The following is a 26,590-nucleotide window of genomic DNA, read 5'->3' on the forward strand; positions in this document are numbered from 1 at the left end:
GCCCTGAAATTCAGCGCGGCGTTGTTGTGTCTGTGCCCTGCACATTTGCCCCCGTCATTATCTGAACTGCTTTTTGGTCAGCTTCTGTATCTGTTAATCATTATTTCAGCCCTGATAATTGGCACTTCACTTTCAACTCAAGGACTGAGTTATGAATGATTTCCTGATTCATCAGCAGGCACTTCCTGCAACTACGAGTGGTACAGCCTCTGCCAGGACGCGAGGCAATCGCTATTCCAAGGGTGGCTTTCAAACGATGCATAGCTGGAGGTTGAAGTTTGACAAGTTCTATTTGTCAGATGTGTCTTTGAATTCAAGGTTAAAGGGCTGTAGGAGCCTGTCTGAATATTCCTAGGAGCATTGCTGCCAATCGCCAAGATGCTGTGACACGGCGCCTTCGTCCCAGGAATGCTGGGAGACGAGCCCCCTGATCAGCGCTTATCGATTTGTAACCGGGTGCTAGTGTTTATCTGTCGCACACACTGCACCGCAGGCAACGTTCTTACACATGCAATAGATCGGGCAACTACGCTCGGTAGTTGTTTTGAACTGATATTTCAACTCAGGTAGTAGAACTATGAGCGCTATTCACGAGCAGGCCATGAATTATGTTTACCAGCAAGTTCAACAACGCTTGGTTGGGTATTTCACACGCGCGGAGCGCACTGCACTTCAATTATTGATTCAGCGTATTGTCGTGGCCGCCGGCGGCATGGAACAAGTGGGCGATTACAAAGTGCTGGTGGCCCATGGCGGTGGTGAAGTCAGCAGCTACACCCTGGCGTTACTGCGTGCCGCACAGTTGAGTATCGCCGCGCGTGCGCCCAGGACCTTCCAGTTACGGGTGGCGACGCTCCGCCACGCGGGTATGACGCAAGACACCCTCGAGGCGATTCATCGCGGTTACAGCCGGCTGTTTTTCCATGATGACGACCGAGTCGAGTTGTTGATGGTCGAAAACGAACAGGTGTTGCCCTTCAACCATCAGCGCCCGGCCCCCAGCCGCGGCTGTGAAGCTCACCAGCGCAACATGTTGATGGTGGGGCATCTGACCTCCGGCGATGTGCGCGCCACGCTGTGCAACGATGCCTACCTGGCACTGGGGGATTTCTATCAGCGCGTCACCGCCTGGAACGGTGGCGTGCACGCACTGGTCAGTGGCGACTCCGCGCGCAAACAGAGCCAACTGCTGGCCTGGCTGAAAAAAGCCGCTCAGGCCAAATGCGTCAAGGCTGCCAAGGGTAAGCCGACGTCGCTTGGCGGGTTGTTTACGCGCATGGATGAGTGGAGCGGCGACTTCTACCGTGACCTGTACGGCGAGCACTATGTGCCCAAGGCTGACGTCAGCCCGGGAGGGTATCGCCACCTGGCCTATATCGGTATCGCCGACTTGCTTGAAGGCATCGACCGCGCCAGCGCACCGTTGCTCGTCGACTTCATGGCTTATACGCCAGATCCGCTGGGCTTTCACTTCAGCCACCCAAGCTTTGCCAACCCACCGTTGATGGCGCACCTGCGCGGCCTGCAAGCCGAATGCCTGCGCGAGCTGCATTACGAGGAAGGTGTCGAGGAGTTCCTCGAGCAGGCGCGCAATCACCTGCGGCGTCGGCGGGTGCCCGAAGAGCTGGTGAGCCAGCTGGCCAATCGCGGGGAGCGTGCGTTGGCGAGCAGCCTTGCCCAGCAATTTTTCGGCTTGGACGAGAACCAGCTGGTCTGCCTGCTGTTTTCGCCTTTCATTCATCACGGCGAACGCCTGGAAGGCTATTTGCGTCAGTGCCACCCTGGCATGCTGGTGGCGTTGCCTGAACTGCACAAGGTATTGCAGGGCAAACCGGCAGCCGAGATGCTGCAGCAATGGGTCGCCGATGCCAGCGGGTTGCCGCTGCCTTTGCTCCAGCATCTGTACCGCAAGCGGCCGATGAACCTGGCCCTTCGCGGCGCCCACAATGCACCTGTGCAAAGGTCTCAAGCCCGTGGTGGCAGGGCCTTTCAGCTGTCCGGACGATGACGCTGCGGGGCGCACGGCAGGCTGATTTTGCTTATCAGGCGGTTTATCGCTACATGATCAACCTGATCAACGAAGTCAGCACGGATACGCGCGTAAAGCTGCCGTCGCTGCGCCAGTTGTCCCAGCGACTCAACGTGTCGATCTCCACCATCCAGTATGCGTATTCGCTGCTGGAAAAGGAGGGCCGGGTGTATTCGGTGGCCAAGTCGGGGTATTACGCTTGGCCGCTTGCCGCTGGCCCAGTGGGGTGTCCCAGCGGGGATTTGCTTGAACGCCTCTATATGGCGTCCCGGCGCCCGGGCATGACCGTGCTCAGTGGCGATGAACCGGCCTTGCTGGCCTCACTGGACGGCACCTTGCTGCGCCTCGAGCGCGAGCTGGTGCGTCAATATCCAGGGCATCTGCAGCCTTGGTCACAACCTTGCGGGGTGTGGGAACTGAGGGCGGCGCTGGCGGCTCGCTACACCTCATCACCGACCCGCTGCTGGCAGGCTGATGACGTGTACATCGGCGCAGACGTGCGCGGTGTGCTCGACATCCTTATCGAGGTATTGGGCTTGCGCGGCGCCTCGGTGGTGGTCGAATCGCCCTGCGAGTGGTCAATCCTGCGCCTGCTGCAGGATGCCGGGGTGCGTATCCTTGAGCTGCCCTGGGGCAACGATGGCCGCCTGGAACTGGCCTTGCTCGAAGGGATGCTGCGTAACGAGTCGGTGCAGTTGCTCGTGCTCTCGTCGTCGCTCAGCCTGCCGTCCGCCTTTGCCTTGCAGCCTCAAGACCGCCTGGCGGTGGCACAACTGCTTGATCGGTACGATTGCTGGCTATTGGAAAACGACACCTGCGGCGAATTGGGATTCAAGCCGGCACCGGTTGCCCTGCGCGACCTGGTCAACCCTGAGCGGTTGGTGGTATTTGCCTCTTTCGAGAAAATCCTCGGCCCAGAGGCGCCGTTTGGCTACGCGTTGTCGCGGCACTTGAGCGGTGAATTGCAGCGACAGTTCCTGCTGCGCTCGTTCCGACTGTCCGCCATTCGCCAGCGCGCGATTGCACGCTTGTACCTGAGCGGCAAAATCGACCAGCACCTGCACCACTTGCGCGGGCTGCTGCTTGAGCAGGCAGGCGAAATGAGCAAACTACTCGGCCAGCACCTGGGTGATCAAGTGACTTACCGGATGCCGGCGGGCGGCGCGACCTTTTGGTTAGGCGTCACCCGGGCGGTGGACATGCGCAAGGCTTTCCACTACCTGCTGGCGCGTCAGGTCGTCATGGCGCCCGGTGAGCTGTTCAGCGTGTGCGGCCTGCACCACCAGCACCTGCGGTTGAGCAACACCTTCCACGGGCAGCCCAACCTGGACAGTGCCCTGGCATTGGTGGGCGAGGCGCTGCGTGATGCACAGATCAGCTAAATGCATGAAACTTCTCTGTGGCTTGTAGGATCAATACCGTCGCGCAGTAGTCCAACTCTCAGTAAACTGTCATTTTTTCCGAATCCTTCTTCTTCGAGGTTTATGCATGACAATCAGTCCTTTTGCGGGCAAGCCGGCGCCAGCTCAATTGCTGGTGGATATCCCGCGACTGGTCACGGCCTATTACACCGGCCAGCCTGATGCAGCGATCTCCACCCAGCGCGTGGCCTTTGGTACTTCCGGGCACCGTGGCAGCTCGTTCGAGCTGAGTTTCAACGAATGGCACGTGCTTGCCATCAGCCAGGCCATCTGCCTGTACCGTGAAGCCCAGGGCATCAATGGCCCCTTGTTCGTCGGCCTGGACACCCACGCGCTGTCGACCCCGGCGGGCGCCAGCGCCCTGGAAGTGCTGGCCGCCAACGGCGTACACGTGATGCTGGCCGAAGGCGATGAATACACGCCGACCCCGGCCATTTCCCACGCCATCATCTGCTACAACCGTGGCCGTACCAGCGGCCTGGCAGACGGTATCGTGATTACGCCGTCGCACAACCCGCCACAAAGCGGCGGCTACAAGTACAACCCGCCCAATGGCGGCCCGGCCGATACCCACGTTACCAAGTGGATCGAAGCCAAGGCCAACGAGCTGCTGGCCAACAAGCTGGCCGGGGTTAAACGCATTACCCACGCCCAGGCGCTCAAGGCCGATACCACCCATCGCCATGACTACCTCAACAGCTACGTAGCCGACCTGGTCAATGTGATCGACATGGACGCCATCCGCAGCGCCGACCTGCGCCTGGGCGTGGATCCGTTGGGCGGAGCAGGGGTGCGCTACTGGTCGGCAATTGCCGAACACTACCGTTTGAACCTGGACGTGGTGAACACCGAGGTCGACTCGACGTTCCGCTTCATGAGCGTCGACTGGGACGGTCAGATCCGCATGGACCCGTCCTCCAGCTATGCGATGCAAGGCTTGATCGGCCTCAAGGAGCGTTTCGACGTCGCCTTCGCCTGCGACCCGGACCACGACCGCCACGGCATCGTGACGCCATCCGGTGGCCTGCTGGCACCGAACAACTACCTCGCGGTGTCAATTGATTACCTGTTCCAGAACCGCCCAGAATGGCGCGCCGATGCAGCCGTGGGCAAGACCGTGGTCAGCAGCGGCTTGATCGATCGCGTTGCGGCGCGTATCGGCCGGCGCCTGTTTGAGGTGCCAGTCGGCTTCAAGTGGTTTGCCGATGGCCTGTTTGAAGGCTCGCTGGGCTTTGGCGGCGAAGAAAGCGCCGGTGCCTCGTTCCTGCGCAAGGACGGCACGGTCTGGAGCACCGACAAAGACGGTTTGATCCCGGCTCTGCTGGCTGCCGAAATGACCTCGCGCAAAGGCCAGGACCCCAGCCAGATCTACCGTGGCCTGACGGATGCGCTGGGCGAGCCGTTCGCGATTCGTGTCGACGCCAAGGCGACCCCGGCGCAGAAAGCGCTGTTGGGCAAGCTGTCGCCTGAGCAGGTCACTTCCACGCAACTGGCCGGGGAAAGCATCGAGCAGATCCTCAGCCATGCGCCGGGTAATAACCAGGCAATCGGTGGTTTGAAGGTGATGACCAAGAACGGCTGGTTCGCCGCACGGCCATCGGGCACCGAGGACATCTACAAGATCTACGCCGAAAGCTTTGTGGGTGAAGACCACCTCAAGCAGTTGGTTGAAGAGGCGCAGGTGCTGGTAGACGGCGCCATCTCTCAGTAACACCGCAGATCCAGACATGTGGGAGCGGGCTTGCTCGCGAATACGGTGTGTCAGTCGCTGGATATATTGACTGAACCACCGTATTCGCGAGCAAGCCCGCTCCCACATTGTTTTTTGTTAAGCCAGATCTACCAGGACGATTTCACTGTCTTCAACCGCTGTTACCCGCAACACCTGCTCATCTTCAACCGCCACCCCGTCTCGCGCTTGCGCACGCAGGCCATTGACTTCAATCACCCCCGTCGCCGGCACCAGATACGCCCGGCGCCCGCTGTCCAGCCGATACTCGGCGCTTTCCCCAGCTTTCAGGTTAGCCGCCACCAGGCGTGCATCTGCCCGAATGCGCAAGCTCTCAGTGTCACCAGCCTTGCCACTGGCCAGGGTCACAAAGCCCTCACGATTGCCCTTGGGAAACGGCTTGGCACCCCAGGAAGGCGGCAGCCCGGCCTCGTTCGGGATGATCCAGATCTGGAAGATCTTGGCCGGCGTGGCTTCCAGGTTGTATTCGCTGTGGGCAATCCCGGTGCCGGCACTCATGACCTGTACGTCACCCGCTTCGGTGCGGCCTTTGTTGCCGAGGTTGTCGGCATGGCTGATGGCGCCTTCACGCACGTAGGTGATGATTTCCATGTCGCGATGCGGGTGCTGCGGGAAGCCCGTGCCGGGCGCAATGATGTCGTCGTTCCACACCCGCAGGTTGCCCCAGTGCATGCGCTTGGGGTCGTGGTACTCGGCGAAGGAAAAGTGATGATGGGCATCGAGCCAGCCATGATGGGCGCCGCCCAGGGTAGTGAAAGGTCGAAGTTCGAGCATGATGGGTCTCCTGTGGATGGTGGCTATCATCCAGCAGCACATGATCGATAAAAAGCGTAAAAAATGCCGGATTCCAATCTGTTTATTCGATTGATTGCTGGCGTTTTGACTTTTACTTCATCGCCTAACTGCATGACAACAAAGCAATTGGCTGGAACTGCGCGCCGATTCCGGCGACCATGGCACCTTCGCCAGAACCAACCTCATCGCTGGAGTCCGCGTGCCGCAACAAACGCCTGATCTGCCCCCCGAACTGCGTCCCCTGGCAGAAATGCCCCTGCTGAAACGACTCGCCGCCCGTTTGTTTGGCCATGGCCTGACGCGTTTGCGTGCCCAGCATCGGTTTTCCTGGCTGCACGGCCAGGCGGACGGCTTTCGCAGCGGGCACGAAGCCGGCGTGGAATATGGCTACCGCGAGGGCAAGGCCGACGGCATCGAGGAAGGCCGCCAGGTGTTGCTGATCCGCGACTTTCGCCCGGACGAGCACCGCGCGCCGGGTGTGGATGACAGCTTGTTCGACGATTGGCGCCTGCCGCTCACGGCCGACGTCAAAAAGCGCATGAAGGCTGACGTAGCACGTTTGCTGCCGGCCCACGCCCAGCCCAGTGCCGCGCAGTGGAAGATGATCTTCAGTGACACCCCCTCGACCTCGGTGATTGCCGGTGCCGGCGCGGGTAAGTCCACCTCGCTGGTGCTGCGCATCCTCTTGCTGAGCCACTACCTGGGCTTTGAGCTGAGTTCGATGACCGTGGTGACCTTCACCCGCGAATCGCGCAAAGACTTCATTAACAAGCTCATGGAAATTCTCGGCCTGTGGGGCCAGCCCCTTGGTTTCAAAGAAGCTCAGGCCGTGGTGCGTACCTTTCATTCACGCATCCTGCCGATGGTGCGCAGCCTGCCAGGCTTCGAACGGCTGCAAGCGTTTGAGAACCTCAGCAGCGGTTTCGAGGATGCCGACAGCAACCCCTTCGACCTGCGTATCAGTGACGCCCAGCGCCAACAGATGAACACCTGTTATCACCGGTTGCATGGCCGCCATGCACGCTTTCGCGAGCTGATCGCACCGCTGGCCCGCCATGGCCTGCAACTCAAGGAACTGGAGCGCGACCACCCCGACGTGCAGAAGCGCATCGCCGTCACCGAACTGGCGGCCAAGCGCGATGAAGAACTCTGCGACGTGATCGAGGACCTGTGGTTTCGCGCCGGCGCCTGGCCGATCAAGGGCATAGAACCGAGTCGCCAGACTTTCGAAATCAATGGTGCGCTGTTTCACTGTCACGGCTACATCGCGGATCTGGATGCCTGGGTGGTGCTGGGTTTTGATCCACGGGAAAACCCTCAGATCAACCGGCCCAATTCAAAGCTTTCGGTGCGGGCGGAATGGGCGGTAAAGCGCACCCTGTTTCAAGCTTTCTGTCGCAAGCCATTGATATGGCTGGATAACTACGAATCGTCAAAGCGCCTTTTAAGCAGCCTGGCGGGCGACGCCAGCGCCGGGCCTGGCTTTGATTACAAGGTCAAGGGCGAGCTGGCCTCGGCGCCGCTGCTGGACAGTTTCGTGATGGCTGCCGGGTTTATCGAGAACCTCGGGCTGGATGTGCCCACGGCCGTTGGCCAAATGAGCTTCGCCAAAGACGACCCGGACCGCGGCTACTTTGAAGCCTTGAGCATTTTCTGGAAGGCGCTGGAAGATCACTTGCTCGATCAATCGCCGCCGATCATGACCTATAACCGCATGTTCTCGCTGTTTGGTGAGAACACCCCGGAAAACCTCAAACTGCTCAGCGATCCACTGCTGCGGCCGATGTCGCACCTGATGATCGACGAGTTTCAGGACGTATCGCCGCAGATCGTCTCGTGGATCCGCGCCAGCCTGCGCGAGATCCGCAGCCGTGGCCCGGCGATGCATGTGGGGCGTGGCGCGCAACGCTCCTCCTTGCTGTGCGTGGGTGATGACTGGCAGTCGATCTATGGCTGGCGCGGCAGTTCACCCAAGTACTTCGTGGCGTTCAACCAGGAATTCCCGTCGCCCAGCACCACCCGCGTGATGCTCAGCGAGAATTACCGCAGCCACCAGCACATCATCGACGCTGCCGAACATGTGGTGCGCGCAGCCCCGGCGATCCCCGGCAAGAAGGCCAAGGCCAGTGGCGAGCCCAAGGCTTTGCAACCCGTGGTGGTACTGGAGCGGGACGACGCCGCACTGGGACGGCAGTTGCTGGAGCACTATCAGCGCGGTAATACAGTGCTAATGCTTTATCGAAAAAGTAGCGATAAGTTATTGATACAAGAGCATATTAAGTCTGTAGTTAATGTTGATTCTAGCTTGCCGCCACAGGACCGTCGGCTCAAACAGCTGACTTATCACAGTGCCAAGGGCCTGCAAGCGGACACCGTTTTCCTGCTTGGGGACTGCCAGCACGTCACCAGCTCGCCTTACAAAAACCAGGTTTATCGCATGGCGGGCCTGGGCAAGGACGGCGACAGCGAGCCCTACGACAGCGCGCAGAAAGACGAAGTGCTGCGCCTGGCGTATGTCGGGATTACCCGCGCGGTGAGCCATTGTTATTGGTATGTGGAGAAGCCGGAAGGCCAGGGCGTGAACGTGCCAAGGGCTTCGGAGCGCGTTGATGGGCGAAAGGCGTTTTTTGATGACCGACGCAGCTAGCAGCTAAACACAGTACCCAATGTGGGAGCGGGCTTGCCCGCGATAGCAGTAGATCAGTTGGCAACTTTGCAAACTGACACTCCGCCATCGCGGGCAAGCCCTAATGCCAGTCAGTTAAGCGCAAATCCCCTGTGGGAGCGGGCTTGCTCGCGAAAGCGGTGGGTCAGTCAACATCAATGTTTGCTGGGCCGACGTCTTCGCGGGCAAGCCCGCTCCCACACTGAACACCTATAGCCTGAAGGACCGGGTTCACGCCCGCAACGACAGCGGCGGCACAAAACACTCCAGCTCATCCTCCACCGCTTCGATAATGCGCTCCACATCCGCCGCATTCATCACCGTGGCGCAAGGAATGCCGGCAATCGCGATCAACGTCTCGCCGCTGGCTCGGTCGAACAGGCGGGCGACCATACTGCCGGGGGCGTCCATGCTCCCCTCGAAGCCCATCGGATGAAAGTGCCAGCGCATCAGTTGGCAGGCATTGGGAAATGTCACTTTGTTCATGTTGCCCACCTTGTTCATTGAGCGCTTCCTTTAGCTCGCGGCAGGGGGGCCATGACCTTCACTGGTCGTGGCATCAAGAAGTTCAAAGTAGCATTCGTTCGCAAGCGCGCGGTGACTTTTTAGGAGCCGTTCGGCAGTTCTTTCGCGATTATATGACATGGGTCATGTCTTACTCATGACTAAGCAAAAGGCCACTAGTCAGAAGTTCCAATTGACCATTGAATGCCGCCGGCAAATTCGGCAATCTCCCAGGCATTCCCGCCGCAGAGCCTTCCATGCAGCCCGTCTTGAGTGAAGAGCGCGAACAAACCCAAGCCACCGGCGATCTGGTGTTGCGCCATCACCTGTGCTGGCGCCATCGCGACCTGGATGGCGTGATGTCCTACTATCACCCCGACATTCAGTACCACGACTTCTTCCAAAACCGCGTGGTGGGTCAGGCCGAGTTGCGCGAGTATCTGCAAGCCAGCATGCCGCGTGGCGCCGACGAGGCGATCGAGCACATCGACCGCATTCGCGCCGACGGCGACACCGCGTTTATCCAGTACCGCATTACGCTGCGCGGCGGCCAGGGCCTGGTGTCATTTCGCACCAGTGAAGCGATCACCGTGCGCGATGGGTTGATCTGGCGCGTCAACGAGTACGCCTCCCTGGTGCATGAACAGCCGGCCCAAAACCTGCGCCCGACGGTCAGCCGCCTGGGCCTGTCGCCCCAGCAATTGGGGCATATGGCCAACGATCTGCAGCAGTACTTCGAACTCAAGCAACCCTATCTGGACCCGGAGCTGGACCTGCAACGTGTGGCCAATGAGTGTGGCTACAGCCGCAATCAGATTTCCTACCTGCTCAACCAGGTGCTGGGCCAGAGTTTCTACCGCTACGTCAACCAGGCCCGGCTTCAGCACCTGCTGGCCGCGCTGGACAAGGCCGTGCCGCCGATAAAGGTCGATGACCTGGCGTTCGCCGCCGGTTTTAATTCGCTGTCGGCGTTCTACAGCGCGTTCCGCCAACACACCGGGCAATCGCCCAAGGCCTACGTCAAACATATTTCTCTGCGTGCACGCGCGCAAGACACTCCCTGACGCCGCGCTCTAGGATCCAGCCTATCGAAACGAGGTTGGGGAGCTTGGCATGCCGGCATGGCGCAACATCAGTTTATGGATGGACCAGTTGGACGACCCGCTGGTGGCGCGCCCGTCCCTGGCGCATGACCTGGACGTCAATGTGGCGATTATCGGCGCCGGCTACACCGGGTTGTGGACCGCCTACTACCTCAAGCGCCAGGCCCCGGAGCTGAAGATCGCGATTATCGAAGCGCAGACCGCAGGCTTCGGTGCATCGGGCCGCAATGGCGGCTGGCTGATGGGCAACCTGTTGGGCGAAGACCGCCTGCTGGCCGGCCTGTCACCGCCACAACGGCGCGCCTCGTTTGACCTGCTGCATGGCATCCCCGACGAAGTTGCCCAAGTACTGGCCCGTGAAGGCATTGACTGCGACTACCGCAAGGGCGGTGTGCTGTACTGCGCGGCGCGCTACCCGGAGCAGGAAGGCAGCCTGCGCCGTTACCTGGACAAGCTCCACGCTCAGGGCCTCACCGAAGAGGATTACCGCTGGCTGAGCCCGCAACAACTGGCCGAGCAGATCCGCATCGCCAAGCCCTATGGCGGTATCTATGCGCCCCATGTTGCGACTATCAACCCGGCCAAACTGGTGCGCGGCCTGGCGCGAGTGGTCGAGAGCATGGGCGTGACGATCTATGAGAACAGCCCCGTCAGTCAATGGCAGTCCGGCAGCGTGCGCACAGCCAACGCCAGCGTGCGCGCCGCGTGGGTGGTGCCGGCGGTGGAGGGTTACGCCACCACGTTGCCGCCGTTGGGGCGCTATCAACTACCGGTGCAAAGCCTGATGGTCGCCACCGAACCGTTGCCGGCCAGCACCTGGGATGAGATTGGCTTGAACCGGGGCCAGGCCTTCGGCGAAAGCAGCCGCCAGGTCACCTACGGCCAGCGTTCGGCGGATGACCGCCTGATATTCGGCGCCCGTGGCGGCTATCAGTTTGCCGGCAGGCTGCGCCATAACTTCGACCTGAGCACCGACGAAGTGGAGCTGCGTCGCTACCTGTTCAGCGAACTCTTCCCACAGCTCAAACACGTCAAGATTACCCACTCCTGGGGCGGCAACCTCGGCATGTCGCGCAACTTCCGGCCGCACATGCTGTGCGATCACACCACCGGCATCGCGCTGTCCGGCGGTTATGGCGGGGAGGGCGTCGGCGCCACCAACCTCGGTGGTCGTACGCTCGCCGATATGATTCTGGGCCTCGATACGCCGCTGACCACCCAGCCCTGGGTGATTCGCGAGCGTGGCCTGGACGCGCTCAAGGCCTGGGAGCCCGAGCCCTGCCGCTGGCTGGGTTACAACGCGATCATTCGCAGTTTTGTCCATGAAGACCAAGTGTTGGTCAACCCCAACACCGCGCCGTGGCGGCGCAAATTGGCGACCGGCGTGGCCGGGTTCATGGAAGGCTTCATGCACTGAGACGTTTCACTCACACGGGAAAACCCATGAGCATCACTCACTTCAAAGACGCGCTGAACGCCCATCTGCCGGACTCGTCACCGGTAGCCGTGCCCTTGGGCGAGCCCATCGCCGTGGCCTCGACCTTGAGCGTGGAGCGCAGCGATGGCGTCGAAACCGGCATCTGGGCATGCACCCCAGGCCGCTGGCGCCGGCAGATCACATCCCAGGAGTTTTGCCACTTCATCCAGGGCCGCTGCACCTTCACGCCGGACAACGGTGAAGTCGTACACCTACAAGCCGGCGATGCACTGATGTTGCCGGCCAACAGCACCGGCATCTGGGATATCCACGAGACCGTGCGCAAGACCTACGTATTGATCCTGTAACGCTTTGATCCTTGATCGCCTGCCATAAAAACAGCCCTAAAACCGCCAGGAAATCGAACCATGAAAGCCATTGCCCTGTTGCCCTTGATGTGGGTGGCCGCTATCAGCCAGGCCGCCGAGACGGTCAAGATCTACAACTGGTCGGACTACATCGCGCCGGACACCACCAAGAACTTCCAGAAAGAAACCGGCATCGGTTTCACTTACGACGTATACGACAGCAACGAAACCCTCGACGGCAAGTTGATGACCGGCAAATCCGGCTATGACGTGGTGTTCCCCTCCAACCACTTCATGGCCCGGCAGATCCAGGGCGGCGCCCTTAAAAAACTCGACAAGAGCCAGCTGCCGAACTGGAAAAACCTCAACCCGGTGCTGCTCAAGGCTCTGCAAAACAACGACCCGGGCAACGAACATGGTTTCCCCTACCTGTGGGGCAGCACCGGCATCGGCTACAACATCGACAAGGTCAAGGCGGTGCTCGGCGACAACGCGCCGGTGGACTCCTGGGACCTGATCTTCAAACCCGAGAACATGGCCAAGCTGCAAAAGTGCGGCGTGGCGATTCTCGACAACGGCCCGGAACTGCTGCCGGCGGCGCTCAACTACCTGGGCTTGCCGCCCCACAGCAAGAAGGCCGAGGACTACAAAAAGGCTGAAGACCTGCTGATGAAAGTGCGCCCGTATGTGGCCTACTTCCACTCCTCGAAATACACCGCTGACCTGGCCAATGGCGACATTTGCGTGGCGGTCGGCTTCTCCGGCGACATCCTGCAGGCCGAAAGCCGCGCCAAGGAAGCCAGGAACGGTGTGAACATCGGCTACAACATTCCCAAGGAAGGCGCCGCCATCTGGTTCGACATGGTCGCCATGCCCGCCGATGCCCCGAACGAAAAAGGCGGCTACGCGTTCATGAACTACCTGCTGCGCCCGGAAGTGATGGCCAGCATCACCAACTACGTGCACTACGCCAACGGCAACGCGGCGGCTGACAGCCTGGTAGACCCTGCAATCAAGGCCGACACCAAGGTGTACCCAAGCCCGGAAATGATGGGCAAGTTGTTTGCCCTGGAAGCGATGCCGCTGAACATCGACCGGATTCGTACGCGGGTGTGGAACACCATTCGTACCGGGCGCTAGGCGTTACCCTGAGCCCCTGTGGGAGCTGGCTTGCCTGCGATTGCGACCTGTCCGTTGGCCATTGGGTGACTGACACACCGCTATCGCGGGCAAGCCCGCTCCCACATTTTGACTGTGCAATGCCGGTTTTTAGGGATTTTCCAGATCATGCCCCAACGACTGGATAAACAACGAAAACAGTTCCGGCTGTGACGAAATATCCAGCTTTGCGTACAGGTGTCGCCGGTGCACCTTCACGGTGTCCGGCGAGATCTTCAAACGCTCGGCCATGGCCTTGGACGAGAACCCACGCAACACCAGGCGCGCCACTTCCAGCTCGCGCTCCGACAGCACACCGCTGCCAAAGTGGCTCAACGCGTCGCGAATCTGCGTGTCCATCGCCGGTACACGCTGGGTGCTTTGCTGCCAGTGCTGCTGCATCAGCGGCAGCACCCAGGCCGCCAGTGTGGTCATCAACCCGGTTTCTTCAAAGTTGAAGCGCCGCTGCATGCCCAGCGATAACGACAGCGTGCCTGTACCCGGCAATTGCAGAATGAATTGCACCTCGTCTTCCAGCACGTTGTCGTGGAAGTAGTTGAGGAAGTATTCACTCTGGCGAAAATGGTCGGGTGCCACTTCCTCCAGGCGATACACGCCGCTGGCATAACCTTCGCGGTAAGCCTGGTAAAACGGGTCGATCAGGTACAGGCCATTGAGGTACACCAGCATCGAGGCCGGTTTGCTGCTGGGCTGGGCGTCGTACTCTTCCAGGGCCAGGGGCGGGCCATCGAGGGGATAAAAAATCGCCAGGGCGTTATCGAACGGCAGGCATTGGTGCAGCAACAGCACCAGCTGTTTCCAGAAGCGCTCGCTGCCCAGGTGTGCGACGGTGCGGCCCAGGCCAGCATGCATGCCGACCTCTCTGAACAGGCTCATAAACACGGCTCCAGCCCTCAATAGATCGGCCAAGGGTTCGGCTTTTGCCGCGTATCGTCAAGGGGAGTACGCCAATAGGGGAATTGGCCTGCATAAACACAGCGTTTACTTTTCCGTCATCCAGCGAGAAGCATATCTCGCAAGCGCCCGATTTTTTTCGTTTCTGCCTCCTACCAAAAACAACGATAGAGGATAACGATATGAGTGCTTCCCCCGCGCCAGACGGCGTGCTCAAGCCAACCCTGAGTGTGTTCGATGTGGTGGCCATTACAGTGTCGGCGGTCACGCCGGCCAGCTCGGTCTTCGTGATTGCACCCTTTGCCATCCAGCAGGCGGGCAGTGGTGTATTCCTGGCGTTTGTGATGGCGGCCTTGCTCGCGCTGATGTTCGCCTTCTGTTACGCCGAACTCGGTCGCGCCCATAACAGCGCCGGTGGTGAATACGTATATGCCAAGCGGGTGTTTGGCGGCATGGCCGGTTACGCGACATTTCTGACGGTGCTGGTGATGCTGTTGTTTATCCCGCCGGTATTGGCCACCGGCGCCGCGACGTACCTGAATAACGCCCTGGGCACAACATTCGACTCGCAAACCGTGGCCCTGGTCATCGTGGTGTGCAGCTATGCCCTGGGCATCCTCAATATCAAGCTCAATGCCTGGATTACCGGCACGTGCCTGCTGCTGGAAGTGGCGGCCTTGCTGGTGATCGTATTTATCGGCTTTGGCAACCCGGTACAACCGGCCAGCGTGCTGTTCCAGCCGCAGATCGTCGAAAACGGCGTGTTGCACCTGGCGCCCTGGGCGTTGGTGATCGGTGCCGTGGGCATCGGCCTGTTCTCGTTCAATGGCTATGGTCCGGCGGTATTGCTGGCCGAAGACATGAAGTGCGGTGGCAAAGGCGTACACAAGGCGGTGCTGTGGTCGCTGGGATTGGTGGTGGTGATCGAACTGGTGCCGATCACGGCGTTATTGATCGGGGCGCCGTCGCTGAGCGCGATGATCAGCAGCCCCGACCCGATTGGCTATCTGCTGACCAGCCACGGCAATGAAACCCTGTCACGTCTGGTCAGCGCCGGGATCTTCCTGTCGGTGTTCAACGCGATTGTCGCCATCGTCATCCAGATTGGCCGGGTGGTGTTCAGCAGCGGCCGCGATGCCCTGTGGACGCCGCGCATCAACTCGCTGTTTACACGTATCCACCCGCGCTGGGACTCTCCATGGCTGGCGACATTGTTTCTGGCCATCCCTTCGGCGCTGTTGAGTTTCAGCTCGAACCTGGCGGACCTGACGTCGTTCAGCGTATTGCTGATCATGCTGGTGTACCTGGTGGTGGCGCTGAGCGCGCTGATGAGCCGGGTGCTGCTGCGTGATCGCGAGCATCCGTATCGCATGCCGTTATGGCCGCTGCCGGCAGTGCTGGCCGTGCTGGGCGCCGGCTACCTGCTGGTGACCCTGATCGCGGCGGCGTCGGTGCGCGACATCATGATCATCATCGGCTTGCTGGCCTTGTCGGTGATTTTGTATTGCATCAGTGGCCGGACGAGTCCGGCGTTTCAGAAATTGTAAGGAGTGGGTATGCGTGCACGTCAATTGGGCATTACGTTGGGGCTGGGCACGCCCGGCGAATTGAATGCCATCACCGATGTTCCCGGCGTCCGCGTGGGCCACGCCACGCTTAAGGCGAGTGTCGACGGCAAGCAGGTGCGCACCGGCGTCAGTGTGATCCAGCCGCGCGCCGGGGAGGCGCGACAGCAACCGTGTTTCGCCGGCTACCACGTGCTCAACGGCAACGGCGACGCCACCGGCCTTGAGTGGATCAGCGAAGCGGGGCTGCTGACCACACCGATCGCCATCACCAATACCCACAGCATCGGAATTGTGCGCGACAGCCTGATCGCCCTGGAGCGCGAGCGCCTGGCGGACCCGGCGGTGTACTGGTGCATGCCGGTGGTGATGGAAACCTACGACGGCCTGCTCAACGATATCTGGGGCCAGTACGTCAAGCCAGAACATGTGCGCCAGGCGCTGGACACGGCCGAGGGCGGCCCGGTGCAAGAGGGCGCAGTCGGCGGCGGCACCGGCATGATCTGCCATGAGTTCAAGGGCGGTATCGGCACCGCATCCCGACGTGTGCCTGAGGAGCAGGGCGGCTGGACCGTCGGTGTGCTGGTGCAGGCCAACCATGGCAAGCGCCAGGAGTTGCGAGTGGATGGCTACCCGGTGGGGCGCCAGTTGATGGACATACCATCGCCCTTCGCCGCGCGCGGCACGCCGGGCATGGGTTCGATCGTGGTCATCATCGCCACCGATGCGCCGTTGCTGCCCCATCAATGCCAGCGCCTGGCACAACGCGCGTCCATCGGTATCGCGCGCACCGGCGGCGGCACCGAGGATTCCAGTGGCGACCTGTTCCTGGCCTTCGCCACCGGCAATCACGGGCTGCCACCGGCAGATTACGGGCGCAAGGGCCTGGCACTCAGCAGCGTGTTGCGCATGGTCAACAACGACCATATTTCGCCGTTGTTCAGTGCCGCCGCAGAGGCGGTGGAGGAGGCGATCATCAACGCGATCCTGGCGGGCGAGGACATGACCACAGAAGACGGCGTCACGGTGCCAGGACTTGCCGACGAAGTATTAATCGGCGCGTTAAACAAGTGCGGTTGGAGCCTGCCCCGGTAAGGGGGGACATGCACTTTAATAGTGCCGGTAGTGGCTCTTTAATATTGAACTATGACACCGTGTCAATATATTGGATCCATTATTCCAGAGGGCCGCTCATCAAGAGCGGCTTTACCGCTATTTAATATTTAAATAACACTCGGCGGCGATTTGCGACGCCAGCGCAATTACCCCCAATAAACGCTGTGTGCGACTTCCATAAGTTGAATCTACGTCACATTTTTGTTGCTGAAATATGTGTAGACGAAAGATTTCAAGTTGTGTCAGTTTCGATACGCCTTCAAAAGAGGCGAGTGATAGGACGATCCTCGCCCGCGAGGTTCCTATCGAACAAAGACTGATGCACTTGCAAACAAGGAAGTACGTTTATGTCAAAAGTAAAAGACAAAGCTATTGTATCTGCCGCGCAAGCCAGCACTGCTTACTCGCAAATCGATAGCTTCAGCCATCTGTATGACCGTGGCGGTAACCTCACGGTCAACGGCAAGCCCTCGTTCACCGTGGACCAGGCCGCCGACCACCTGCTGCGCGAGAACGCTGCGTATCGGGACATTGATGGCAACGGCAAGATCGATCTCACCTACACCTTCCTGACCTCGGCTTCCTCGGCCACCATGAACAAACATGGCATCTCCGGGTTCAGCCAGTTCAACACCCAGCAGAAAGCACAGGCCGTACTGGCCATGCAATCCTGGGCGGATGTGGCCAAGGTCACCTTCACCGAGAAAGCCTCGGGCGGTGACTTCCACATGACCTTCGGCAACTACAGCAGCGGCCAGGACGGCGCAGCGGCCTTTGCTTACCTGCCTGGCACCAATGCCAAGTACAACGAGAGCGGGCTGGACGGGACCTCCTGGTACCTGACCAACAACAGCTACACGCCGAACAAGACGCCGGACCTGAACAACTATGGCCGGCAGACCCTGACCCACGAAATCGGCCACACCCTGGGCCTGGATCACCCTGGCGACTACAACGCCGGGACCGGCAACCCTTCCTACAAAGACGCGGACTATGGACAGGACACGCGTGGCTACAGCGTCATGAGTTACTGGAGTGAGAGCAACACCAACCAGAACTTCAGTAAAGGCGGGGTCGAAGCCTATTCGTCCGGCCCGCTGATCGACGACATTGCCGCGATCCAGAAGCTCTACGGCGCCAACTACGCGACCCGCGCCGGCGACACCACCTACGGTTTCAACTCCAACACCGGGCGTGACTTCCTCAGCGCCACCTCCAATGCCGACAAGCTGGTGTTCTCGGTATGGGACGGCGGCGGCAACGACACCCTGGACTTCTCCGGTTTTACCCAAAACCAGAAGATCAACCTCAATGAGGCCTCGTTCTCCGACGTTGGCGGCCTGGTGGGTAACGTGTCCATCGCCAAGGGCGTCACCATCGAGAACGCGTTCGGCGGTTCGGGCAATGACTTGATCATCGGCAACAACGCCGTCAACGTGATCAAGGGCGGTGCCGGCAACGACATCATCTACGGCGGTGGCGGTGCGGACCAACTGTGGGGCGGCGCCGGCAATGACACCTTCGTGTACGGTGCCAGTTCCGACTCCAAGCCGGGTGCGGCGGACAAGATCTTTGACTTCACCTCCGGTTCGGACAAGATCGACCTGTCCGGGATCACCAAAGGTGCAGGCTTGAGCTTCGTCAATGCATTCACCGGGCATGCCGGCGATGCTGTACTGAGCTATGCCTCGGGTACCAACCTGGGCACCTTGGCGGTGGACTTCTCCGGGCACGGCGTGGCGGATTTCCTCGTCACCACCGTCGGGCAGGCAGTCGCCAGCGATATCGTAGCTTGATGTAAAGCGCGCGGCGCCCCGGCGCCGCGCGCTCAGGATGGAGCAGCAGATGCCGCGTTTTTCTCATTTGATCGCCTGTGCTTCACAGGTGTTGTTCGTTTCGGCAGGAGCCCACGTCATGGCGAGCAGTCTTGTTTTACCCACCACCGCGCAGCTGGCCGGCCATTGGGAGTTGAAGCAGCAGGATCAGGTGTGCGCACTCGATCTGTTGGATCAGCCCAATGCCCTGGCTGGTGATGTCGCCTGCGCCGAACGTTGGCTGGGTGATAAACCGATGAGCTGGTCGCCGACCCCGGACGGTATCTGGCTGTTTAACACCGAGGGCAGCGGGATTATTCATTTGAACCGCGAAAAAGACGGTGAATACAAAGGGCATACAGCTTCAATAGCGGAAGTTGTGCTGCAACGAACACCTTAATTAAAACGTTATAAGCTTATAACTAGAGATTAATAGTTGGCCGTGCCACTTCAGGGCTGGGGCAACTATTGCGCGTCATTGGCTTTGGGGAAGAACAGATACTATGGCGAAGTCCCATGTGGTTGCGCCTTTATTCAGGGCGTTGGGTGAATACAAGAGCATTTTGATCAGCATCGGTTGCTTTACCGCCTTGATTAACCTGTTGATGCTGGTGCCGTCGATTTACATGCTGCAAGTGTATGACCGTGTGTTGTCCTCCCAGAATGAAACCACCCTGGTGATGTTGACGCTGATGGTCGTGGGCTTCTTTGTCTTTATCGGCACCCTGGAAGTGCTGCGCAGTTTTGTCGTGATCCGCATCGGCAGCCAGTTGGAGCGGCGCTTCAACTTGCGCGTGTACAAAGCCGCATTTGAACGCAACCTGCAACGCGGCCAGGGGCATGCCGGGCAGTCGCTGGGCGATTTGACCGTGATCCGTCAATTCATCACCGGGCCGGCGCTGTTCGCGTTCTTTGATGCGCCGTGGTTTCCCATCTATCTGTTTGTGATTTTCCTCTTCAACGTGTGGCTGGGCGTGTTGGCCACGGCAGGCGCTGTGCTGTTGATCGCGCTGGCGTGCCTGAATGAATACTTGACCAAAAAACCACTGGGCGAGGCGGGTGCTTTTTCCCAGCAGTCGACCCAGCTGGCCACCAGCCACCTGCACAACGCCGAGACCATCCAGGCCATGGGCATGCTCGGCGCGTTGCGCAAGCGCTGGTTCGCGGTGCATTCGCAGTTCCTCGGGTTTCAGAACAAGGCCAGCGACACCGGTTCGGTGATCACCTCGCTGAGCAAATCCCTGCGCCTGTGCCTGCAATCCTTGGTGCTGGGCCTGGGGGCTTTCCTGGTGATCAAGGGCGAGATGACGGCCGGGATGATGATCGCCGGGTCCATCCTGATGGGCCGTGTGCTCAGCCCCATCGACCAATTGATTGCGGTCTGGAAGCAGTGGAGTTCGGCCAAACTGGCTTACCAGCGCCTTGATGACCTGCTGCGTGAGTTTCCACCCGAAGCCGAGCCCATGACCTTGCCGGCGCCCAAGGGCCAGGTGAGTTTTGAGCAGGTCAGCGCTGGTCCGCCGGGGCGGCGTGTGGCGACGTTGCAGCAGGTCAGTTTCAGCCTCGGCGCCGGTGAAGTGCTGGGCGTGCTCGGTGCCTCGGGTTCGGGCAAATCGACCCTGGCCCGCGTGTTGGTTGGCGTGTGGCCCACCCTGGCCGGCACCGTGCGCCTGGACGGTGCGGATATCCATCGCTGGAACCGCGACGACCTCGGCCCGCATATCGGCTACCTGCCCCAGGACATCGAGCTGTTCAGCGGCAGCATCGCCGACAACATTGCGCGTTTTTGTGACGCCGACCCGGAGCGGGTAGTGAAAGCCGCGCAACAGGCCGGTGTGCATGAGTTGATCCTGCGTCTGCCCCAAGGCTACGACACCGTGCTGGGCGACAACGGTGGCGGCCTCTCCGGCGGCCAGAAGCAGCGGGTGGCCCTGGCCCGTGCGCTGTATGGCGCGCCGCGTTTGATCGTGCTGGATGAGCCCAACTCCAACCTCGACACCGTGGGCGAGGCCGCCTTGGCCAGCGCCATCGTGCAGATGAAAGCCCAGGGCAGCAGCGTGGTGCTGGTCACCCACCGTTCCTCGGCGTTGGCCCAGGCCGACAAGTTGCTGGTGCTCAGTGAAGGCCAATTGCAGGCCTTCGGCCCCAGCCAGGAAGTGCTGCGCGCGTTGTCGGGCCAGCAACAGCAGGAAGCGCCACGGGAAAGGGCCGGTGTGAGCCTTAGCCGTCAGTACCAGACCGGAAGGAATCCAGGCGCATGAGCAGCCTTACAGTTGAGCCCCGTTTTAAAGAGCGTGACGCCGGTTTTTTCGTGAAAATGGGCTGGTTGCTGACGGTTGTCGGCGCCGGTGGGTTTTTCCTTTGGGCCAGCCTCGCGCCCTTGGACCAGGGCATCCCGGTGCAAGGCACGGTGGTGGTCTCGGGCAAGCGCAAAGCCGTGCAAACCTTCAGCCCCGGCGTGGTCAGCCGCATCCTGGTGAAGGAGGGCGAACAGGTCAAACAGGGCCAACCGCTGTTTCGCCTCGACCAGACCCAGAACCAGGCCGACGTGCAGTCGCTGCAAGCCCAGTACCGCATGGCCTGGGCCAGCGTCGCGCGCTGGCAGAGCGAGCGTGACAACCAGGCCGCGATTACCTTTCCCGCTGAGCTGAGCGCCAACCCCGACCCGGCCCTGGCGCTGGTGCTGGAAGGCCAACGCCAGCTGTTCAGCAGCCGCCGCGAAGCCTTTGCCCGTGAACAGGCCGGTATTCGCGCCAACATCGACGGTGCCACTTCACAGCTGAGCGGCATGCGCCGCGCGCGCACCGACCTGTCCGCCCAGGCGCAATCGCTGCGTGATCAATTGGCCAACCTGCAACCCCTGGCCGACAACGGTTACATCCCGCGCAACCGCTTGCTGGATTACCAGCGCCAACTGTCCCAGGTGCAACAGGACCTGGCCCAGAACAGCGGCGAAAGTGGCCGAGTGGAGCAGGGCATTCTCGAGTCGCGCCTCAAGTTGCAGCAGCACAGCGAGGAATATCAGAAAGAAGTGCGCAGCCAATTGGCCGACGCACAACTGCGCAGCCTGACCCTGGAGCAGCAGCTGACCTCGGCGGGTTTTGATTTGCAGCACAGCGAAATCAATGCGCCGGCCGATGGCATTGCAGTCAACCTCAGCGTGCACACCGAGGGCGCCGTGGTGCGCGCCGGTGAAACCCTGCTGGAGATCGTGCCACAAGGCACGCGCCTGGAGGTGGAAGGGCGCTTGCCGGTGAATCTGGTCGATAAAGTAGGCACCCACCTGCCGGTCGATATCCTCTTCACGGCGTTCAACCAAAGCCGTACCCCGCGCGTGCCGGGCGAAGTCAGCCTGATCTCGGCCGACCAGATGCTCGATGAAAAGACCGGCCAGCCTTACTACGTGCTGCGCACCACGGTCAGCGAGGCGGCATTGGAAAAACTCCACGGCCTGGTGATCAAGCCGGGCATGCCCGCCGAGATGTTTGTGCGCACCGGCGAACGCTCGCTGCTCAATTACCTGTTCAAGCCGCTGCTCGATCGCGCCGGTTCTGCGTTGACTGAGGAATGAGCATGCGCGTTGTGTTCATCACCTTATTGTTGAGCTGCACCAGTGCCCACGCCGCCATGGGCCCATTTGATGTGTACGAGCAGGCATTGCGTAACGATCCGGTGTTCCTCGGCGCCATCAAGGAGCGCGACGCCGGCCTGGAAAACCGCACCATCGGCCGTGCCGGGCTGTTGCCGCGCCTGTCGTACAACTACAACAAGGGCCGCAACAACTCCGAAGCGCACCTGCCGGACGGGCGCGGCGGCAGTTACCGCGACGACCGCAACTACAACAGCTATGGCTCGACCTTCAGCCTGCAACAGCCGTTGTTCGACTACGAAGCCTACGCCAACTACCGCAAGGGCGTGGCCCAGGCGCTGTTTGCCGATGAAAGCTTTCGCGACAAGAGCCAGGCGTTGCTGGTGCGGGTGCTGAGCTATTACACCCAGGCGCTGTTTGCCCAGGACCAGATCGACATCGCGCGCGCCAAGAAAAAGGCCTACGAGCAGCAGTTCCAGCAGAACCAGCACCTGTTCCAACAGGGCGAAGGCACGCGCACCGATATTCTCGAAGCCGAGTCGCGCTATGAGCTGGCCACCGCCGAAGAGATCCAGGCGCTGGATGAGCAGGACGCGTCGTTGCGCGAGCTGGGGGCGTTGATCGGCGTGCAAAGCGTCGACATCCACGACCTGGCGCCGCTGAACCAGAGTTTTGCCGCCTTCACCCTGACCCCGGCCAACTACGACACCTGGCATGAACTGGCGCTGAGCAATAACCCCACGCTGGCGTCGCAACGCCAGGCCGTGGAAGTCGCGCGCTATGAAGTTGAGCGCAACCGCGCCGGGCATTTGCCCAAGATCACCGCGTATGCCAGCTCGCGCAAACAGGAGTCCGACAGCGGCAACACTTACAACCAGCGCTACGACACCAACACCATCGGCGTTGAAGTCAGCCTGCCGTTGTATGCCGGTGGCGGCATCTCCGCCTCCACCCGTCAGGCCAGCCGTGGCATGGAACAGGCCGAGTACGAGCTGGAAGGCAAGACCCGTGAAACCCTGATCGAACTGCGCCGCCAGTTCAGTGCGTGCCTATCGGGCGTGAGCAAACTGCGCGCGTACCAAAAGGCGCTGACCTCGGCCGAGGCGCTGGTGGTGTCGACCAAGCAAAGCATCCTCGGCGGCGAGCGGGTCAACCTGGATGCGCTGAACGCCGAGCAACAGCTGTACAGCACCCGTCGCGACCTGGCCCAGGCGCGTTACGACTACCTGATGGCCTGGACCAAATTGCACTACTACGCGGGCAACTTGCGCGACACCGACCTGGCGAAAGTCGATGAGGCTTTCGGCCCGGTGAAATGAGCATCCATAAGAAGAATAAGGAGGGGTTAGATGATCACCCATTCACCACGTTTCAAACCGTTTACCGCAGGCTCGTTACTCCTGTTGTCCGTTGCGGCGCAGGCGGCCTACACCGAAACCGGCCAAGCAGGTAACCCCGCCAGTTGGCGCTCCGCCGAATTCCAGAGTGACTGGGGCCTGGGGCGCATGAAGGCCGACGAAGCCTACGCAGCCGGCATCACCGGCAACGGGGTCAAGGTCGGCGCGCTGGACTCGGGTTTCGACCCCAACCACCCCGAAGCCTCCAAAGACCGCTACCACGCGGTCAGCGCCAGCGGCACGTATGTGGATGGCAGCGCGTTCAGCACCACCGGCGCACTCAACCCCAACAACGATTCCCACGGCACCCATGTCACCGGCACCATGGGCGCGGCCCGTGATGGCGTGGGCATGCACGGCGTGGCGTACAACGCGCAAATCTACGTGGGCAACACCAACGCCAACGACAGCTTCCTGTTTGGCCCGACCCCGGACCCCAAGTATTTCAAGGCGGTGTACACCGCGCTGGTGGATTCCGGCGTGCGTGCCATCAACAACAGCTGGGGCAGCCAGCCCAAGGATGTCAGCTACCAGACCCTCGGCGACCTGCATGCGGCCTATGCCCAGCATTACAACCGAGGCACCTGGCTGGATGCCGCAGCGGATGTGGCCAAGGCTGGCGTGATCAACGTGTTCAGCGCCGGCAACAGCGGGTATGCGAATGCCAGCGTGCGCTCGGCCTTGCCGTATTTCCAGCCGGAACTGGAAGGCCACTGGCTGGCGGTGTCCGGCCTGGATAAGGCCAATAACCAGAAATACAACAAATGCGGGATTGCCAAGTACTGGTGCATCTCCACGCCCGGCGCACTGATCAACAGCACCATTCCCGACGGCGGTTATGGGGTCAAGTCCGGCACCTCGATGTCGGCACCCCATGCCACCGGCGCGCTGGCGCTGGTGATGGAGCGCTACCCGTACATGACCAATGAGCAGGCGTTGCAGGTGCTGTTGACCACCGCCACGCAGCTCGATGGCTCTGTTACTCAAGCACCGAATACCATCGTCGGCTGGGGCGTGCCGGACCTCGGCCGGGCCATGCACGGGCCGGGGCAATTGCTCGGTGCAATGAACGTCAACTTGGCGGCCGGGCAGGGGGATGTGTGGAGTAACGGCATCTCGGATCAGGCCTTGGTCCAGCGCCAGGCTGAAGACCGCGCCGAGCACAGCGCCTGGCAGCAAACCCTGATCGACAAGGGCTGGCAGAACGGCGTGGGGGCGAATGCCAGCCAACAGGACCAGACCGATTACGCCGTTGGCACTGCCCGTGATCAGGCAGCCGCCAACCGCGTATACGAGGGCAGCCTGATCAAATCCGGCGCCGGCAGCCTGGTGCTCAGCGGCGACAGCACGTATCGCGGTGCAACCAGCGTCAATGGCGGCCTGCTGGCGGTCAATGGTTCGCTGACCTCGGCGGTGACGGTCAACAACAGCGGCACCCTCGGCGGTTCCGGGCGCATCGGCGCCTTGAACGTCAACAACGGCGGCACCGTGGCACCGGGCAATTCCGTGGGCACCTTGCAGGTGGCCGGTGATGTGAACCTGGGCGCAGGCTCCACCTATGCGGTGGAACTGACGCCCACCAGCAGCGACCGCATCGTCGCAGGCGGCAAAGCCGTGCTGGGCGGCGGCACCGTGACCCTGGCACTGGAAAACAGCCCCACACTGCTCAGCCAGAGCCAAGTGCAAAGCCTGATCGGCCGCCAGTACACCATCCTGCAGGCGGCGGGCGGCATTCAGGGCCAGTTTGGCCAGGTGTTGCCGAATTACTTGTTCCTCGGCGGCAGCCTCGATTACGCCGCCAACGGCGTGCAGTTGGAGGTGGGGCGCAACAATGCTGCGTTCGCCAGCGTTGCCGCCACGCGCAACCAGCGCAGTGTCGCGGCGGCGGCCGAGCAGTTGGGCGCCGGCAACCCGGTGTATGAAAGCCTGTTGCAGTCGGACTCGGTGGTCACGGCCCGCCAGGGTTTGCAGCAACTGTCGGGTGAGATCTACCCGGCGATTGGCGCGATGTTGATCAACGACAGCCTGCAACTGCGCGATGCCGTGGGCGAACGCCTGCGCCATGTGCCGGTGAACGGCGAAAGCAACCTGTGGCTCAAGGCCCTTGGCGCCTGGGGCAAGACCGACAGCCGCAGCGAAACGGCAGGCTCGACCACCTCGATTGGCGGTTTGCTCGCCGGTGTGGACGGCGCTTTGGACGAGCAAACCCGCGTGGGTGTGGTCGCCGGCTACAGCGACAGCTCGTTGAATATGGGCAGCGGCACGCATTCATCGGCGTCCATCGACAGTTACCACTTCGGCGCGTATGCCGGGCGTGAACTGGGTGACTGGCGCCTCAGCGTGGGCGGCGCCTACAGCTGGCACCGCGGCGACGTAAAGCGTGACTTGCAATACGGCGCAGTCAGCGGCAAGCAAAAGACCAAGCTGGATGCGCGTACGGCGCAGTTGTTCACTGAAGCTGCCTACCGCATTCACCTGCAACCGCTGGCGCTGGAGCCGTTCGCCAACCTGGCCTATGTGCACCTGGACAGTGATTCCTTTCATGAAAAAGGCGCTGCGGCGGCGCTGGAACGTGGCAGTGATCGGCGCGATGCGGTGCTCAGCACCCTCGGCGTGCGGGCCTTGAAAACCCTGGCTCTGAACGACCATCAGCAGCTGGAGTTGTCCGGCTCGCTGGGCTGGCAGCACAGCCTGACGGCGGTTGAATCCGAAGAACACTTGGCGTTTGTCGCCGGCGGGCCGTCCTTTGCCGTGCGCAGTTCGCCGTTGCTGCGTGATGCCGCGCTGGTCGGTGTGCAGGCCAGCCTGGCGCTGAGCAAGGCCACGCGGGTCAACCTGGATTACAACGGCCAGCTGGGCGGGCGTGCGAAAACCCAAGGCGTGGGCCTGAGCCTGAACTGGAAGTTCTAACTGTGGGAGCTGGCTTGCCTGCGATGGCGGCGGGTTAGTCGATGAAAAGGTTGGCTGAGCTGACGCTATCGCAG

Annotated in this window: 19 protein-coding genes; 16 read left to right on the plus strand and 3 right to left on the minus strand. The window is 61.1% G+C overall.

Translation table 11 applies throughout. The features are described 5' to 3' along the window. The first annotated feature begins 577 nt into the window (after window positions 1-577). The 3 genes from PSH96_RS13905 to pgm all read left to right on the plus strand — a co-directional run bounded on the left by PSH96_RS13905 (window position 578) and on the right by pgm (window position 5,161). Complete coding sequence (locus PSH96_RS13905; RefSeq protein WP_305459747.1) at window positions 578-2,008, plus strand: hypothetical protein; 1,431 nt, start codon at window positions 578-580, stop codon at window positions 2,006-2,008. Continuing rightward, on the plus strand, window positions 2,005-3,411 hold the full coding sequence (locus tag PSH96_RS13910; RefSeq protein ID WP_305459749.1) for a GntR family transcriptional regulator: 1,407 nt from the start codon (window positions 2,005-2,007) through the stop codon (window positions 3,409-3,411). Before PSH96_RS13905 ends, PSH96_RS13910 begins: the two co-directional genes overlap by 4 nt. Before the next feature lie 106 nt (window positions 3,412-3,517). Then, window positions 3,518-5,161 (plus strand): phosphoglucomutase (alpha-D-glucose-1,6-bisphosphate-dependent), encoded by a 1,644-nt coding sequence (pgm, locus tag PSH96_RS13915; RefSeq protein ID WP_305459751.1) that lies wholly within the window; start codon window positions 3,518-3,520, stop codon window positions 5,159-5,161. Between the two features lie 117 nt (window positions 5,162-5,278). Here the strand turns inward: pgm and PSH96_RS13920 are convergent, their stop codons facing one another. Then, window positions 5,279-5,974: a pirin family protein gene (locus tag PSH96_RS13920; RefSeq protein ID WP_058420234.1), complete on the minus strand. Its 696-nt coding sequence runs from the start codon at window positions 5,972-5,974 to the stop codon at window positions 5,279-5,281. Between the two features lie 220 nt (window positions 5,975-6,194). On the opposite strand from PSH96_RS13920, the gene PSH96_RS13925 reads away from it, so the two are divergent. Next, complete coding sequence (locus tag PSH96_RS13925) at window positions 6,195-8,642, plus strand: UvrD-helicase domain-containing protein (RefSeq protein ID WP_305459754.1); 2,448 nt, start codon at window positions 6,195-6,197, stop codon at window positions 8,640-8,642. A gap of 249 nt (window positions 8,643-8,891) precedes the next feature. On the opposite strand, the gene PSH96_RS13930 is transcribed toward PSH96_RS13925, so the two are convergent. Beyond that, window positions 8,892-9,164, minus strand: a complete 273-nt coding sequence (locus PSH96_RS13930) for a DUF1652 domain-containing protein (RefSeq protein ID WP_026013572.1) — start codon at window positions 9,162-9,164, stop codon at window positions 8,892-8,894. Between the two features lie 257 nt (window positions 9,165-9,421). On the opposite strand from PSH96_RS13930, the gene PSH96_RS13935 reads away from it, so the two are divergent. Genes PSH96_RS13935 through PSH96_RS13950 form a run of 4 tightly spaced genes read left to right on the plus strand, consistent with a single transcriptional unit; the run spans window position 9,422 to window position 13,192 of the window. Continuing rightward, on the plus strand, window positions 9,422-10,228 hold the full coding sequence (locus tag PSH96_RS13935; protein WP_305459757.1) for an AraC family transcriptional regulator: 807 nt from the start codon (window positions 9,422-9,424) through the stop codon (window positions 10,226-10,228). A gap of 49 nt (window positions 10,229-10,277) precedes the next feature. Next, window positions 10,278-11,684, plus strand: a complete 1,407-nt coding sequence (locus PSH96_RS13940; RefSeq protein WP_305459759.1) for an FAD-binding oxidoreductase — start codon at window positions 10,278-10,280, stop codon at window positions 11,682-11,684. A 26-nt stretch (window positions 11,685-11,710) separates the two neighbouring features. Further along, window positions 11,711-12,052, plus strand: a complete 342-nt coding sequence (locus PSH96_RS13945) for a cupin domain-containing protein (protein WP_305459761.1) — start codon at window positions 11,711-11,713, stop codon at window positions 12,050-12,052. 60 nt (window positions 12,053-12,112) lie between these two features. After that, window positions 12,113-13,192 (plus strand): polyamine ABC transporter substrate-binding protein, encoded by a 1,080-nt coding sequence (locus PSH96_RS13950; protein ID WP_305459763.1) that lies wholly within the window; start codon window positions 12,113-12,115, stop codon window positions 13,190-13,192. Between the two features lie 129 nt (window positions 13,193-13,321). Here the strand turns inward: PSH96_RS13950 and PSH96_RS13955 are convergent, their stop codons facing one another. Continuing rightward, window positions 13,322-14,107: a helix-turn-helix transcriptional regulator gene (locus PSH96_RS13955; RefSeq protein WP_305459765.1), complete on the minus strand. Its 786-nt coding sequence runs from the start codon at window positions 14,105-14,107 to the stop codon at window positions 13,322-13,324. Window positions 14,108-14,307: 200 nt separating this feature from the next. On the opposite strand from PSH96_RS13955, the gene PSH96_RS13960 reads away from it, so the two are divergent. The 8 genes from PSH96_RS13960 to PSH96_RS13995 all read left to right on the plus strand — a co-directional run bounded on the left by PSH96_RS13960 (window position 14,308) and on the right by PSH96_RS13995 (window position 26,516). After that, the gene (locus PSH96_RS13960) at window positions 14,308-15,672 is read left to right on the plus strand and encodes an APC family permease (RefSeq protein ID WP_305459767.1); all 1,365 of its coding nucleotides are present in this window, start codon (window positions 14,308-14,310) and stop codon (window positions 15,670-15,672) included. A 9-nt stretch (window positions 15,673-15,681) separates the two neighbouring features. Beyond that, window positions 15,682-16,785, plus strand: a complete 1,104-nt coding sequence (locus tag PSH96_RS13965; RefSeq protein ID WP_305459768.1) for a P1 family peptidase — start codon at window positions 15,682-15,684, stop codon at window positions 16,783-16,785. A 368-nt stretch (window positions 16,786-17,153) separates the two neighbouring features. Then, complete coding sequence (locus PSH96_RS13970; RefSeq protein WP_058420241.1) at window positions 17,154-18,602, plus strand: serralysin family metalloprotease; 1,449 nt, start codon at window positions 17,154-17,156, stop codon at window positions 18,600-18,602. A gap of 49 nt (window positions 18,603-18,651) precedes the next feature. Continuing rightward, a complete protein-coding gene (locus tag PSH96_RS13975) occupies window positions 18,652-19,020 on the plus strand; it encodes a protease inhibitor Inh/omp19 family protein (RefSeq protein WP_305459771.1) in 369 nt (122 codons plus the stop codon). Between the two features lie 103 nt (window positions 19,021-19,123). Continuing rightward, window positions 19,124-20,881 (plus strand): type I secretion system permease/ATPase, encoded by a 1,758-nt coding sequence (locus tag PSH96_RS13980; RefSeq protein WP_305459773.1) that lies wholly within the window; start codon window positions 19,124-19,126, stop codon window positions 20,879-20,881. Then, window positions 20,878-22,191 carry an HlyD family type I secretion periplasmic adaptor subunit gene (locus PSH96_RS13985; protein ID WP_305459775.1) on the plus strand — a complete coding sequence of 438 codons (1,314 nt, stop codon included), beginning with the start codon at window positions 20,878-20,880 and terminating at the stop codon, window positions 22,189-22,191. Before PSH96_RS13980 ends, PSH96_RS13985 begins: the two co-directional genes overlap by 4 nt. A gap of 2 nt (window positions 22,192-22,193) precedes the next feature. Beyond that, window positions 22,194-23,528 (plus strand): TolC family outer membrane protein, encoded by a 1,335-nt coding sequence (locus PSH96_RS13990; protein ID WP_056859967.1) that lies wholly within the window; start codon window positions 22,194-22,196, stop codon window positions 23,526-23,528. Window positions 23,529-23,558: 30 nt separating this feature from the next. Continuing rightward, entirely contained in the window at window positions 23,559-26,516 is a 2,958-nt protein-coding gene (locus PSH96_RS13995) for an autotransporter serine protease (RefSeq protein ID WP_305459777.1), read from the plus strand. The last annotated feature ends 74 nt before the right edge of the window (window positions 26,517-26,590 follow it).

It is taken from the genome of Pseudomonas sp. FP2338 (assembly GCF_030687515.1).
Classification (GTDB): Bacteria; Pseudomonadota; Gammaproteobacteria; order Pseudomonadales; family Pseudomonadaceae; genus Aquipseudomonas; species Aquipseudomonas salomonii.